The sequence below is a fragment of the Pseudomonas sp. NFPP28 genome (assembly GCF_900115535.1).
Classification (GTDB): domain Bacteria; phylum Pseudomonadota; class Gammaproteobacteria; order Pseudomonadales; family Pseudomonadaceae; genus Aquipseudomonas; species Aquipseudomonas extremorientalis.
Genome location: NZ_FOWT01000003.1, coordinates 17,247 through 30,117 on the forward strand (window position 1 = coordinate 17,247; position 12,871 = coordinate 30,117).

11 protein-coding genes and 1 pseudogene are annotated in these 12,871 nt (G+C 63.0%); 1 reads left to right on the plus strand and 11 read right to left on the minus strand.

The genetic code is table 11. The features are described 5' to 3' along the window. Positions 1–10: 10 nt before the first annotated feature. The 5 genes from BM110_RS08850 to BM110_RS08870 form a co-directional block, all read right to left on the minus strand. Complete coding sequence (locus BM110_RS08850) at positions 11–3,361, minus strand: hypothetical protein (protein WP_093513182.1); 3,351 nt, start codon at positions 3,359–3,361, stop codon at positions 11–13. 87 nt (positions 3,362–3,448) lie between these two features. Beyond that, positions 3,449–4,600, minus strand: coding sequence for a MalY/PatB family protein (locus BM110_RS08855; RefSeq protein ID WP_093513183.1), 1,152 nt, complete (start codon positions 4,598–4,600; stop codon positions 3,449–3,451). A gap of 59 nt (positions 4,601–4,659) precedes the next feature. Next, positions 4,660–5,253: an FMN-dependent NADH-azoreductase gene (locus BM110_RS08860; protein WP_093513184.1), complete on the minus strand. Its 594-nt coding sequence runs from the start codon at positions 5,251–5,253 to the stop codon at positions 4,660–4,662. Then, the gene (locus BM110_RS08865) at positions 5,250–5,690 is read right to left on the minus strand and encodes a GNAT family N-acetyltransferase (protein WP_093513185.1); all 441 of its coding nucleotides are present in this window, start codon (positions 5,688–5,690) and stop codon (positions 5,250–5,252) included. Before BM110_RS08865 ends, BM110_RS08860 begins: the two co-directional genes overlap by 4 nt. Next, positions 5,683–6,159, minus strand: coding sequence for a carboxymuconolactone decarboxylase family protein (locus tag BM110_RS08870; protein ID WP_093120927.1), 477 nt, complete (start codon positions 6,157–6,159; stop codon positions 5,683–5,685). The genes BM110_RS08865 and BM110_RS08870 overlap by 8 nt, the downstream gene beginning before the upstream one ends. Before the next feature lie 131 nt (positions 6,160–6,290). On the opposite strand from BM110_RS08870, the gene BM110_RS08875 reads away from it, so the two are divergent. Continuing rightward, positions 6,291–7,667: a MocR-like pyridoxine biosynthesis transcription factor PdxR gene (locus tag BM110_RS08875; RefSeq protein WP_093120928.1), complete on the plus strand. Its 1,377-nt coding sequence runs from the start codon at positions 6,291–6,293 to the stop codon at positions 7,665–7,667. A 70-nt stretch (positions 7,668–7,737) separates the two neighbouring features. Here BM110_RS08875 and BM110_RS29300 read toward each other — a convergent pair. The 6 genes and pseudogenes from BM110_RS29300 to BM110_RS08900 all read right to left on the minus strand — a co-directional run. Then, positions 7,738–7,851, minus strand: a pseudogene (locus tag BM110_RS29300) (nucleoside hydrolase); the annotation flags it as partial. 31 nt (positions 7,852–7,882) lie between these two features. Further along, complete coding sequence (locus tag BM110_RS08880; RefSeq protein ID WP_071489532.1) at positions 7,883–9,193, minus strand: MFS transporter; 1,311 nt, start codon at positions 9,191–9,193, stop codon at positions 7,883–7,885. 161 nt (positions 9,194–9,354) lie between these two features. After that, positions 9,355–9,987 carry an N-carbamoylsarcosine amidohydrolase gene (locus tag BM110_RS08885; protein ID WP_058426134.1) on the minus strand — a complete coding sequence of 211 codons (633 nt, stop codon included), beginning with the start codon at positions 9,985–9,987 and terminating at the stop codon, positions 9,355–9,357. Positions 9,988–10,157: 170 nt separating this feature from the next. After that, the gene (locus BM110_RS08890) at positions 10,158–10,910 is read right to left on the minus strand and encodes a maleate cis-trans isomerase family protein (protein ID WP_093513186.1); all 753 of its coding nucleotides are present in this window, start codon (positions 10,908–10,910) and stop codon (positions 10,158–10,160) included. Positions 10,911–10,924: 14 nt separating this feature from the next. After that, entirely contained in the window at positions 10,925–11,722 is a 798-nt protein-coding gene (locus BM110_RS08895) for an alpha/beta fold hydrolase (protein ID WP_093513187.1), read from the minus strand. Next, positions 11,719–12,852, minus strand: coding sequence for an FAD-dependent monooxygenase (locus BM110_RS08900; protein WP_093513188.1), 1,134 nt, complete (start codon positions 12,850–12,852; stop codon positions 11,719–11,721). The genes BM110_RS08895 and BM110_RS08900 overlap by 4 nt, the downstream gene beginning before the upstream one ends. Positions 12,853–12,871: the final 19 nt, after the last annotated feature.

Genomic DNA, 12,871 nt, shown 5'->3' on the forward strand with positions numbered 1-12,871 from the left:
CTGGCATGACTCAAGCGATCTCCGGTCCACTGCCACCCGGTGGATGCGGCTGCGGTCTCTCCGGCGGCGCATCCGTCGGCAGGCTCTTGGGTTTCTCGTTCGGGTCCTTGTAGCCCTTGTGCAAGCCGCCATCCAGGCGGTTGCTCGACGAGCCGCCTTTTTGTGGCGTCTGGTCGAAGTGTTCCCACTCCGATTGCTGGAAGCGGAAGATGCTGTCGTCGGTCGGCGCGTCACGGCCACCGTAATGGTGGATTTCGTAGTGGGCGTATTCGACCTTGTCGGCCCAGTTGTCCTGCAACAGACCGTCGCCCGCCAGGTCGCGGTACCAGTCGTTTTCCTTCTCGGTGGCCTTCTGCTTTTTGTTGTGGTCGACAAAGTAGCCGATGATCCCACCGACCACCGCCAGCACCACACCCACCAGGAACAACGGCCCGGTCAACGCCGCCGCTGTGCCCGCGCCAAACAGGGCCGCAGCCCCCAGTACCCCGGCCGATGCCCCGAACGCACCGCCGGCCACTTGCAGGCCGCCGGCCGCCTGGGCCAAGGGGTCTTTGTCCTTCACGCCGCTCTTGATCGCCAGTGCGCCCAGTACGATGTCGGCAAAACCGCCGGCAATGTCCGTGGCCGGGCCCAGCACCTTGATCACGGAACCGGCGATCTTCGCCGATTTGGACGCGCCGAGCTTGGCCGCGCCCGCAGCGGCCAGGCCGTCATCCAGGTGGGTGGCCAGGCCTTCGGTGGCCTCGGTGACGGCCTTGTCGCCCTCGCCGAACATCTTGGCGATGCCGTCGTACTGGCTGTCCGGCACCGCATCGAGGGCCGTGGCGATCTTGGCTTTGACATCCGAGGGCAGTTCGCTGACGCGGAATTCGAAGTTCGGCTCCTGCATGCCGGTCTTGCCCCAGATCTCCGGCAGAGTCTTGTCCAGCCCGAGGAAATCCACCAGGCCGCCTTTGCCCAGGCTCTCGCCGATCTTGTCGCCCAGGCGCACAAAGTGGCTGGAGCCGCCGGCAAAACTCAGGAAGTCCTTGGCGATGGTCATGCGTTGCGCTGGGGTTTCGCCGAGCTTGCCGCCTTTGCCCACCAGTTGGTAAATCCCGGAAAACAGGCTCACACCGGCGCCCAGTGAACCGAGGATGCCTTTGCTGTTGAGGGTGTTGAACACCTCGCCGAGCATGCCGCGATCAGCCACCGGAATGTAGGGTTTGCTCAGGGCGGTTTTGAGGTCGGCTTCGCTGATCACGCCGTTTTTCTGGTACACGGCGCCCAGCTCTTCCAGGGCCTTGGTGACGGCGGCGGATTTTTCCTTGCCTTGCAGGCCTTCGTTGAGGAATTTCTCCAGGGTTTCCTGGGTGCGGCGCGGCAAGTCCAGCACGTTGCCCTTGAGCACGCCTTTGAGCAGGCCGAACAGGTCCTTGGTCGCCAGTTCCTTGTTCTCGTCAGAGATTTTGCTCGGGTCCGACAGAATGGCATTCAGGTCGGTGGTCAAGCCGTCCGCCTGGATGTTCTGCGCGGCTTTGCTGGCGGCCGCCGGGTCGAACAGCGACAGCGACGTCAGGGTGTCGCTGAGGTCTTTCTGCGCCTCGTAGGTCTTGCCCTGGCTTTGCAGGTCCTTGAGGTACAGCACGTAGTCCGGGTTGGAGGTGAGGTCGAGCAGCTTCTGCTTGATCTCGTCCTTGTTCGGCAGCTTGTTGATCGCCTCGTCCATCTTCGACTTATAGTCGGCCTGCACGGTGGGGTCGTTGAACAGTTCGCCGATCTGCTTCTGCACGGCCTTGCCGTCGATGATGTCGTGCATGTCGGCCGAGGTCAGCTCGGTCTGCTTGTCATCGAACTCGCGCCAGGTCGTGCCGAATGGGCGCTTGGCTTCTTCGTAGCCGGTGATGCCATGGCCGTTCTGGTACGCGGCTTGCGCTTCGAGGGCCCGGACCAGCTTCGCACGCGGGTCGTCCTTGGGGATCGAGCCGTTCTTCACGCCTTCGCGGTAGGTGTCGATCAGTTGCGTGGTGGCCAGCTCGCTGACGCTGAGGGTCGGCGATTTATCGTCCTTTTCATCGGCGTGCACGCCGGTGTCCAGGTTCAGCACATCCAGGTCGTCGGCCTTGGGCAGGTTGTGCTTGGCGCGGGTGTCGTCCACCGAGCTGGCGCTCCAGGCTTCCCACTTGGCCGCCACGTCGTCGTAGAGCTGCGGGCTGAGCTCCTTGGAGACGATCACCTTGCCTTCGCTGGTTTCATAGCGGATCAGGCCGTCGCCCAGTTCATCCGGGGAGCCGAAGGTGATATCGGTGTTTTTCAGGAAGTCATTCGGCCCGGCCAGCTTGTAGCCTTCGCCCTCGCTGGTGTGGATCTTGGCCCAGGTGTCATTGGCGGTGGCGACGCTCTTGAACAGCTCGGGGCTGACGTCGGACGACACCACCACCTTGGTGCCGTCATGCAGCTCGTAGGTGAGGATGTGGTCTTTCTGGTCGTTGTTCCAACTGAAGTTCTTGTAGTCGTTCAGGCCCGGCAACGGGGTGTTGGCATCGGCCAGTACCGCGCCGTTGTTCAGTTCGCCTTCCACCACGGCTTTCTTGCCGGGGTCGGTGTAGACCGCGTGCAGGCCTGCCAGGTAGTCGAACAGCTTGGGGTTGTCGTCGCGGGCCACCACCATTTTCTGGCCATTGCTTTCAAAGCGGATCAGGCCCGGGCCGACTTCATCCACAGGGCCCACCGTGGTGCCCGCGTAGGGCGGCCACACTTCATTGTCGCTGGCGCGCTTGTACCCGGCGTCTTCACTGCTGGACAGGCCGGTAAAGCTGGCATAGGCGTCCTTGGCTTTCTGGAAGGCTTCGGGGTTGTCACGCTGGCTGATGACGACCTTGGTGCCGTCCTGGGTCTCGTAGCGGATCACACCCGGTCCGGTTTCATCCGGTGGGCCGAGGGATTTGTAATCGGCGAGTTTGCCCGGCGCAGTGCCGTCGGCGCCGAGGCTCTGGTAGCCGGCATTCTGGCTGGCGACCACGCCGGTCAGTGCCTTGAAATCCTGGCTGACCTGCTTGAACAGCTCGGGGCTGTCCTGTTCGCTGACGATGACTTTCTTGCCGTCCTGGGTTTCATAACGGATCAACCCGGGGCCGACTTCATCGGGCGGGCCGATGGCCTTGTAGTCGGCCAACGTCTCTGGCGGCGTGGCATCCTTGGCGGCCAGCTCATAGCCGTCTTTTTTACTGGCCTCCAGCCCCGATGGTGTCTTGTCCTGGGCCTCGACCTTCTTGTTGTTGGCGCTTTGCTTGAGCAACGCATGGAACTGCGCGCCGGACTTGGGCGGCGTGCGGGGGAGGACTTTGGGGTCGGACGAGCGATCGAGGGGCTGGGTCGTCATGCCATGAAACTCCTGCTGTTACCGGTGGGGCGTATCGGCAAAAACAGTAACAGCAGGCGTTCGGCACGCGTTGCGAAAAATTGTGAATTAGGCCTGGCGGTGACGCAGGGCGCGCTCCATGCGCTGCAAGCCTTCCTCCAGCATCGCCCGTGGGCAGCCGAAGTTAAGGCGCACGAATTGCTGGCTGTCGTCACCGAATTCGATCCCTGCGCTCAAGCCAACCTTGGCCTGTTCCAGGAAGAACTGCTGCGGGTCATCCAGGCCCAACGCGCTGCAATCCAGCCAGGCCAGGAAGGTGCCTTGCGGCGCATGCATGACCACGCCGGGCAGGCGGGTCTGCACGGCGTCGAGCAGGTAGTCGCGGTTGGCTTGCAGGTACTGCACCAAGGCATCGAGCCAGTCGGCGGATTCACTGTAGGCGGCGCGGGTGGCTTCCAGGCCCAGGGGGCTGACGCTGTCGACCATGCCGCACCGGGCCTGGTTGAAACGCTCGCGGATCTCGGCGTTCTGCACCACGGCAAAGCAGGTCTTCAGGCCGGCGACGTTATAGGCCTTGCTCGCCGACATCAGCGTGATGGTGCGCTGGGCGATCTCGGGGCTGAGGCTGGCGGTGGGGATATGGCGGCGACCGTCGAAGCACAGCTCGGCGTGGATTTCGTCGGAGATGATCAGCGCACCCTGTTCCAGGCAGGCATTGGCCACGGCCAGCAGTTCATCGCGAGGGAAGACTTTGCCCATGGGGTTGTGCGGGTTGCTCAACAACAGCGCGCCGGCGCCGGTCAGTGCCTGGCGCATTGCTGGCATTGGCGTGAGGTATTCACCGTTGACCCACTCGAACGGCACTTCGATGCGCGGCAGGTTCCAGTGCCCCGGCGCCAGGCGGATCGGCCGGTAGTTGGGGGTTTGCAGCACCACCGGCTGGCCCGGCTCTACAAATGCATGCAGCGCCATATTGAAACCCGGCTCCACACCCGGCAAAAACAGCAGCTCATCCGGCTGCACGCGCCAGGCGTACTTGTTCCACAGGTCGGCAATGATCGCCTCGCGCACATCCGGCCCCGCGACGCTGTAGCCCAGCACCTGTTGGTCGAGGCGTGCGTGCAGGGCCTTCAGCACGGCGGGTGGGGCGGCGATGTCCATGTCGGCGATCCACATCGGCAAAACGTCTTGCGGGTAGCGGTTCCACTTGGTGCTGCCGGTGCCGAGGCGTGGGTGGATCGTGTCGAAATCAAAGCTCATGGGGGGCTCGTATCAGGGCGTCAGGCGCAGGAATGGCGCTGATTCTAGCGCCATTATTTTTATAGGCCAGAGCTGATTGCGAGCGACAGTTGCCGATGGGCCTGTTCCAGCGCGCGATTGACCGCTTCTTCACCGCGCACCATGGCCGGCAGGTACACAAAATCTACCGACTCAATACCCACCGTCGCCAGGATCGCGGTCATGTACGGGGTAAGGAAGTCCGGTTCATGGCCTTTGCGGGCGTTACCCGAGCTGACCAGCACAAAGGTGCGCCGGTCCTCCAGCAAGCCGACCTTGGCCAATTGCGCATTCACCGTAAAGCTGCGGTGGATGCGCACCACGTGGTCGATCCAGGCCTTGAGCGCCGCCGGCACGGTGAAATTGTGCACCGGGGTGCACAGGATCAGCAGGTCGCAGGCTTCCAGTTCCACGATCAACTGTTCCGAGAGTGCCGTCGCCTTGCCGCTCAAGCCCCCCGCTGTGGTGAGTGCGTTGGCATATTCACGGGTCAGCGGCGGCAGCGCCTGGCCGCCATAGTCACGCTCGGTCACCTCGGCATCCGGTACCAGGTCGCGCAGCAGGGCACGGGCCAGTTTGAAGGTCTGCGCGGCTTTACCGTGGGGGCTGAAACCGAGGAGCAGGGCGCGAGTCATTGGCTGAGGTCCTGGGAAAAGTGCATGCCCAGGGGCAACAGGCCCTGGCGGAAATAGAAGCGTTGGGCCAGGGCCATGTGCATGCCGGTGTCCAGCACCAGCCAGCGATAGCCGTGGGCGCGGGTTGCGTCACGCACGTGGTCAAGCAGTCGTTCACCGAGGCGGCGCCGCTGCAACGTGGCGTCTACCACCAGGTCATCGATGTAGATAAAGCGGCCATACAGGGTGTTTTCGGTCAACCGGTAGCCGGCCAGGCCGATCACCTGGCCGTGTTCCCGCGCGGCGAGCAGGCGATAGCCGTTTTGCCGTTGGCGCTGGACTTGCTCGGCGAACGCCTTGGCGTCGGTGAGGTGCGGGCGCAGCTGCTGCATCACTGCAAAGCTGGCGACGCAATCGGCCTCGGTTTCCATCTGGACGAACTCGACGTGTTCATTCATGGCCGTGGTTCTCCAGGTGAGCCTTGATTGCCGCCGGCACTTTGCGAAAGCTGATGGCGACACGATTGAGGGCGTTCATCAAGCCGATGGCCAGGGTCAGGTCGGCGAGTTCCTTGTCGCTGAACACCGCCGCGACCTGTGCGTAATCCGCATCCGGCACCTGGGTTTGCGCGACCGGCGTCACCACTTCGGCCCAGGCCAGGGCGGCCTGCTCACGCGGGGTGTACAGCGGCAGACCCTCGCGCCAGGCGGCCAGCAGCATGATTTTTTCCAGGCTTACGCCCAGCTTGAGCAGGTCGCGGGAATGGCTGTCCAGGCAATAGGCGCAGCCGTTGAGTTGCGAGACCCGCAGGTACACCAGGTCGATCAGTTCTTTTTCCAGGCCGCAGCCGTGGATATAGCTGTGCACCGAGCCCAGGGCTTTATAACCGGCGGGGGCGGCCAGGGCGTAGTCGAGACGGTGTTTCATGGGCGATCCTTATTGCGGTGAAGAGATGCGCCATTTTCGTGGCTGGCCAGGTGGCCTGACAGGGGCATGATTGGACAAGTGGGTTGGGACATGATCAGACTTCGGCCTGTCTTCCCGCCGAGCCACTTGCGATGTCGTCACTGCCCAAATACCAGGAAATCTACCGGCGTTTTCGCCAGGCCATCGACCAGGGCCAATTGCGCGCCGGCGAGCGCGTGCCCTCGGTGCGGGCGCTGGCCCAGGAGCTCAAGGTGGCGCGGGGCACGGTGGAGGCGGCGTATCAACTGCTGGTCAGCGAAGGTTTCTTCGAGGCGCGCGGGCAAGCGGGGACCGTGATTGCCGAGGCGCTGCCGCAGGTGTCGGTGAAACCCATGCCGGTTGCGCTGCCGGTGACTTCAGGCCCTCGGCCGTTGCAAATGGGCCTGCCCGCCCTGGATGCGTTCCCCCGCAAATTGTGGGCGCGCCTGGTGACCCAGCAAGTGCGCCGCACCGATGCGGACAGCCTGGCGATGGGCGACGTGCGCGGCACCCAGGCGCTGCGTGTGGCGATTGCCAGCTACCTGGCGTTGTATCGCGGCGTGGAGTGCACGCCCCAGCAGGTGTTTGTATGTGCCGGGTATGCGGGCGGCCTCACCCTGGTCTGCGAAACGCTGGCGATGGCGGGGCAGCGCTGCTGGTTCGAAGACCCCGGGTACTTGCATGCGCGGCAGTTGTTGAGGCATCGCGGTGTGGAACTGGTGCCGGTGCCGGTGGATCGCGATGGGCTGGATGTCGCGCAGGGCATTGCACGGGGGCGTGGGGCGCGACTGGCGATAGTCACCCCGGCGCATCAGAGCCCCTTGGGTGTGGCGTTGAACCCGCTGCGGCGGCAGGCCTTGCTGGAATGGGCGCGAGAGCAGGGCAGTTGGGTGGTAGAGGATGACTATGACAGTGAATTTCGCTATCGCGGGCAGCCTTTGGCGGCGCTCAAGAGCCAGGATACGGATGACCGAGTGATCTATGCCGGAAGTTTCAGCAAGATGCTGTTCCCGGGGTTGCGCTTGGGGTATCTGGTGGTGCCTGTGTCGTTGGTGTCGGCGTTTGAACGTGCGGCCGAGGCGTTGCAGCAGCGTGGGGCGCAGTTGTTGCAATTGACTGCGGCGGATTTTCTCGAGCAGGGGCATTTCACCCGGCATTTGAAGAAGATGCGCCTGTTGTATGCGCAGCGCAGGGCGTACCTGGTGGAGGCGTTGCGCGTGCATTGTGCGGGGTATCTGCGGGTGGATGAGCAGGCGGGCGGGATTAATTTGCTGGCGCGGTTGGTGGTGGATGTGCCGGACCTTGTCGTGGCTGAGGCCGCTGGTAGAGCGGGGTTGGCGGTGCAGGCACTGTCTTCCTGGACGCTTGAGACTGGGCGGGGGCAGGGGGTGTTGATGGGGTTTACCAATGTGGCTTCTATGTCGGATGCGGTGGGGATTGTAGTGGTTTTGCGTGAGGTGATTGATAAGTGCATAACCGTTGACCAATAACGGATATGTACTCAACGCTGAGCGACTGAAAAAGAATGCGCTCCCACGCAAGGTGAGAGCGCCCGGCCGGTCAGTGCTTGACCGGCGTCGGCAGGGTCACGAGGTTGACGTAGCCATCCCGGAATTTCTTCTGGTCGACACCGAACACCACCTTGGCCTTCTGCGTGCCTATCAAGAAGCCTTGCATGGTGGTTCATCCGGAATAATTGGGGTTATCAGCGGTTCACCAGTTTCGCCGGCAAGGCGATGACCAGGAAGCTGCTGAGAATCAGGCAGCCGGCGAAAAACCACAAGGCACCCGCGCTGCTGCCTGTGACGTCAATCGCAACGCCCATCAACGAGTTGCTCACCAGACCGGCAATATTCGCCACCGAACAGGCCAGGGCAAAGCCGGTGGCCGCCGCGGTGCCTTTGAGGAACGTCGCCGGCAGGCTGAAAAACACCGGCACCGCGCCGATGATCGCCGCCGAAGCAATCGCGAACAGCGCCACGGTGGCCGCTACGTTATGGGTGAAGAAGGTGCTGGTGGCCATCGCCGCCGCGCCGATGAAAAACGGCACGATGATGTGCCAGCGGCGTTCGCGGTGTTTGTCGGAACTGGCGCCGATCAACAGCATGCCGAGCAGGGCGGCGACGCTCGGCAAGGCGGTGAGCACACCGATATGGAAGGTGTCGGTGACCCCGGCGTTGCGGATGAACGTCGGCATCCAGAAACCCATGGCGTAGGCGCTGAGCAGGATCGAGAAGTCGATACCGCCGAGCATCCACACCTTGAGGTTGAAGAACCCGTCGCGGAAGCTGTGCTTGCTGGCGGTGCCATCGGCGTCGTCCTTGTGCAGTTCGGTTTCCAGCAGGGCCTTTTCCTCGTCCGACAGCCATTTGGCTTGCTGGTAGGTGTTGGGCAGCGCCCAGAAGGTCAGCACGCCGAGCAATACGCTGGGCACCGCCTCGATCAGGAACAGCCACTGCCAGCCGCGCAGACCGCCGATGTGGTCGAAGTGACCCATGATCCAGCCGGACAGCGGGCCGCCGATCACGCTGGACAGCGGCAGGCCGATCATGAACAGCGCGATGATGCGCCCACGTCGGTGGGTGGGGAACCAGGTGGTCAGGTAGTACAGCACGCCCGGTAGAAAGCCCGCTTCGGCCGCGCCGAGCAAAAAGCGCAGGATGTAGAACTGGGTGGTGGAGGTGACCAGCATGGTGCAGGCCGAGAGCAGGCCCCAGGTGATCATGATGCGCGCGATCCAGATCTTCGCGCCGACCCGTTCCAGCACCAGGTTGCTTGGCACTTCAAAGATGATGTAGCCGACAAAGAACAGGCCGGCACCGAGGCCGAACGCGGTTTCGCTGAACTGCAACTGGTCGAGCATCTGCAATTTGGCGAAACCGATATTGATCCGGTCCAGATAGGCGGCCAGATAACAGAAGCACAGGAACGGAATCAGTTTCCAGGTGATCTTGTGGTAAAGCGTGTTGACGGGATCGGCGACCGTGGTCGCCGGCGCTGCATTCGCAATGGGCATGGGGTGTCTCCTGGCGGTGACTTATGGTTTTTATACAGCCGCTTTTGTTCCAGCACTTCGGAGTGCTGTAGAAGCGACGTCCAAAGGCAGTGTCAGAAGACTGGGGCGTGTACCCCAGTTTTAGGCGAGACCGCACTCTATGGCGCGATTCTCGGTACCGTTTATTGCTCCCTGAATTTGCGCATTGCCTCCTGCTTGCTCACCACGTCGCCATACTTGCTGTCGATATCGAACAGATTGGCTTCATGGGGGGCCGGGTGCCGGTCGCCGACGCATTCGCGCACGACGATGGTGCGAAACCCGTGTTGCACTGCATCCACCGCCGTGGCGCGGATGCAGCCGCTGGTGGAACACCCGGCCAGTACCACGGTGTCGATGCCCTGTGCATGCAGCATCGGCGCCAGGCTGCTGCCGAAAAACGCACTGGCGTACTGTTTGGTGATCACCACTTCATCGGCCTGGGGCAGTACCTCGGCGCAGAACGCGGCCAGTGGGTTGCCTTCGACCATGTCTTTCATCACCGGGGCCTTCTTGACCCATATGCCTCCATCCAGGAAATGGCCGGGATGGTAGCGGATATTGGTGTGGACGACTGCAATCCCGTGCTGGCGCGCGCTGGCCAGCAGCTCCACGCTTTCAGCCACGGCTGTGACCACACCCGGCGCGAACAGCGGCGCGCCTTCGGTGGTGTAGCCTTGCATGAAATCGATCATCAACAGCGCGGCCTTTTTGCCAAAGCCGATGCGGTTGCCCCATACGCCCTGGTAATTGGCGTCGGCGGATTGTTCGCTCATCGTTTAACCCCCTCATTCTGGACAGTGCACTTACCTTGTGGCGAGCGGGCTTGTCCCGCGTTGGAGTGCGTAGCGCTCCCGCTTTTTTTTGGGCCGCTTCGCAGCCCAACGCGGGGCAAGCCCGCTCGCCACAACTTGCCCGCTTGCCACAGAAGCCCGCTCGCCACACATTAATAGGCGCCGGAGAGCAGGGCTCCCGCGCCGGGTACGATGGGCTCAAGGTCCAGGGCCTTGAGCATGGCGTAGGTGGTGGCGATAGCGGCGGTGAGCACCGGCTTGCCGGTTTGCGCCTCGACCTTGGCCACCACCGGCAGCGACTGCATCTGCACGCAGGCGGACAGCACGATCACGTCGACACCTTCCAGGTTCATGCCGGCGACGATGGCCGGCAGGTTGGCCGGGTCGTGGCGGGCCACTTCGAGGTTGTCGGGGATCTCCAGGGCGCGCCAGTCCACCACATCAAAGCCTTCTTCGCGGATGTAGTTCACCACCAGTTCGGTCAATGGCTTCATGTACGGTGCAACAATCGCGATGCGCTTGGCGCCCATGACTTTCAGGCCTTCGATCAAGGCGCCGGCGCTGGTGATGACCGGGGCGTTGGCATCGTTGTCGGCAGTGGCCTTGCGCAGGCGTTGTTCGGAGTTGCGGTGATACCCCAGCCCCATGGCCATGATCGCCACCAGGCACGCATAACCCAGCACGTCTACATTGGCGTCGGACAACTCGACGGCGCAACGGTCGGACTCACCGTCCATGGCCGCCAGTTCTTCCTTGCGCACCTGCTTCATGCGCATGCGGCTGGAGTGAAAGGTAAAGCGCTCGGGACGGATCGCCTGGCGCGCGGTAAGCATCGCCGGGATTTCGGTTTCCATGGTGGTGTTGGAGCTCGGCACGATCTGGCCGATGCGGTAAGGCTTCTGCATGGTGGTCTCCGTTTTTATAGTGTGAGGAAGTCGCCGAGGGCGTGGAAGAAACCGTCGAAGTCATCCCACGGAATCATGTGCCCGGCGTTGGGTACGCGGGCGACCTGGATGCGCGGTTGCAGGCCCTGAATTTCGGCAATGTCCTCATCGAGGATCACCCCGCCGCGACCGGCCACCATCAACAGGGCAGGGGCCTTGAGGTGGGGCAGGTCCTGGTGGAAATCCACGGTGTGGAAATCATTGAAGGCGCGCACGATGGCGGGCTCAAAACAGGTGTGCAGCCATTCGGCACGCAGTTGCAGTTGTTCGTCGGTCCAGGTGGCACAGAAGGCGCGCATCGCCTCGGCATCCATGCCGACCAGGGATTGGCGGATCGAATCCACGTACCACGGCAGTTTGCTCGGGTACTCACGCCGACCCGGGCCAGACACCGGCGGGTCGATCAGCACCACGCGCTTCACGCCCTGCGGATGTTTGACCGCACTGCGCAAGGCAAAACGGGCGCCCATGGAATGGCCCATCAGGTGATAGCTGTCCAGGTTCAGCGCATCGGCAAAGGCACCGATGTCGTCGGCGCAGGTGTCCGCGCTGTAGTCGAGTTCGGGGCCGGTGGAGGACAGCCCGCGACCGCGCACGTCCAGCACATAGGTGTCGAACTGTGCGCCCAGGCGCTCCGCGACGAACCCCCAGGTGATCGCCGGGCTGGTGATGCCCGGGATCAGGATCAACGCCGGGCCTTTGCCGCCGTAACGCAAGTAATGCTGGCGAATGCCGTTGGCCTGCACGTTGCCACCGTAGAGGAAGGTGCTCACGCGGCCACCCCCGATTTCAGTTCCTGGGCGTACAGGTCATAGCCGTAGACCCAGGCCGGGTCTTCCTGGGTGCGCAGCCAGGTGTTGGCGTTGGACACTGCCTGCACCCGGGAGGCACGTTCCTTGCGGTTGGCTTCGTACAGCTCGAAGGCGGTGCGGTAGTCGCTGATGCCGGTTTCCTGCAGGCAGCGGGTGAGCATGGCGGCGTCTTCGATGGCCATGCCGGCGCCCTGGGCCATATGCGGTTTCATCGGGTGACAGGCGTCGCCGAGCAATACCAGGCGACCACGGCTCCACAGCGGCAGTGGGTTGCGGTTGCGCAGCGGCCATTTGGTCACGCTGTCGGTGGATTCGATCAAGGCTTGCACAGTGGGGTGGTAGCCCTTGAAGGCGTCGAACATCTCTTCGCGGCTGCTGTCGACGAACGCGCCCTGGAAGTCCCATTCGGCGTGGGGTACGCCGGTCACGTAGTAGTACTCGTCGCGTTTGCCGGTGGTGTAGTAGACCATCATGTGGCGGTCCTCGGTCCACCACTTGATGCAGTCTTCGAACTTCAAGTCGTACTTGGCGAGTTGGTCGCCACGGATCAGTGCGCGGTGTGCGACCCAGCCGCTGTACAGCGGTTTTTCCACGCCCAGCAGTTCTTCGCGGATCTTGGAATTGATGCCGTCGGCGCCGATCACGATGTCGGCGTAGGTCACTTGGCCGTCGGCGAAGGTCAGGCGCACCTGGGTGTCGGTTTCCTCAAGGCTTTCCAGGCGCTTGTTGAAGTGCAGGGTGCCGGGCTTGAGGGTGGACATTTGCAGCGCATGCAGGTCGCCACGGTGCACCGTGATGTAGGACGCGCCGTAGCCGGTGAGCGGGATGCGCGAGAGGTAGTCGCCGGTTTCGCCGCAGCGGCTGAACCAGTGCTCGGGGTGCGAGCCCATCAGGTCCAACTGCTTTTCGATGCCCATGCGGCGAAAGATTTTCATGATATTGGGGCCCATGTGGATCCCCGCGCCCAATCGGGAAAACTCCGACGCCTGCTCATATACATCCACGTCGAAGCCGGCTTGCTGCAACAGGGTGGCAGCGGCGGCACCGCCCAGGCCTGCGCCGACGATGGCGATTATTTGCGTGCTTCCCATGGGGCGTATTCCTCTGTCT

Excerpts from the sequence above, each read along its gene's own strand:
- BM110_RS08850 (WP_093513182.1), bottom strand. The coding sequence starts at position 3,361 with ATGACGACCCAGCCCCTCGATCGCTCGTCCGACCCCAAAGTCCTCCCC.
- BM110_RS08855 (WP_093513183.1), bottom strand. The coding sequence starts at position 4,600 with ATGAGCTTTGATTTCGACACGATCCACCCACGCCTCGGCACCGGCAGC.
- BM110_RS08860 (WP_093513184.1), bottom strand. The coding sequence starts at position 5,253 with ATGACTCGCGCCCTGCTCCTCGGTTTCAGCCCCCACGGTAAAGCCGCG.
- BM110_RS08865 (WP_093513185.1), bottom strand. The coding sequence starts at position 5,690 with ATGAATGAACACGTCGAGTTCGTCCAGATGGAAACCGAGGCCGATTGC.
- BM110_RS08870 (WP_093120927.1), bottom strand. The coding sequence starts at position 6,159 with ATGAAACACCGTCTCGACTACGCCCTGGCCGCCCCCGCCGGTTATAAA.
- BM110_RS08875 (WP_093120928.1), top strand. The coding sequence starts at position 6,291 with ATGTCGTCACTGCCCAAATACCAGGAAATCTACCGGCGTTTTCGCCAG.
- BM110_RS08880 (WP_071489532.1), bottom strand. The coding sequence starts at position 9,193 with ATGCCCATTGCGAATGCAGCGCCGGCGACCACGGTCGCCGATCCCGTC.
- BM110_RS08885 (WP_058426134.1), bottom strand. The coding sequence starts at position 9,987 with ATGAGCGAACAATCCGCCGACGCCAATTACCAGGGCGTATGGGGCAAC.
- BM110_RS08890 (WP_093513186.1), bottom strand. The coding sequence starts at position 10,910 with ATGCAGAAGCCTTACCGCATCGGCCAGATCGTGCCGAGCTCCAACACC.
- BM110_RS08900 (WP_093513188.1), bottom strand. The coding sequence starts at position 12,852 with ATGGGAAGCACGCAAATAATCGCCATCGTCGGCGCAGGCCTGGGCGGT.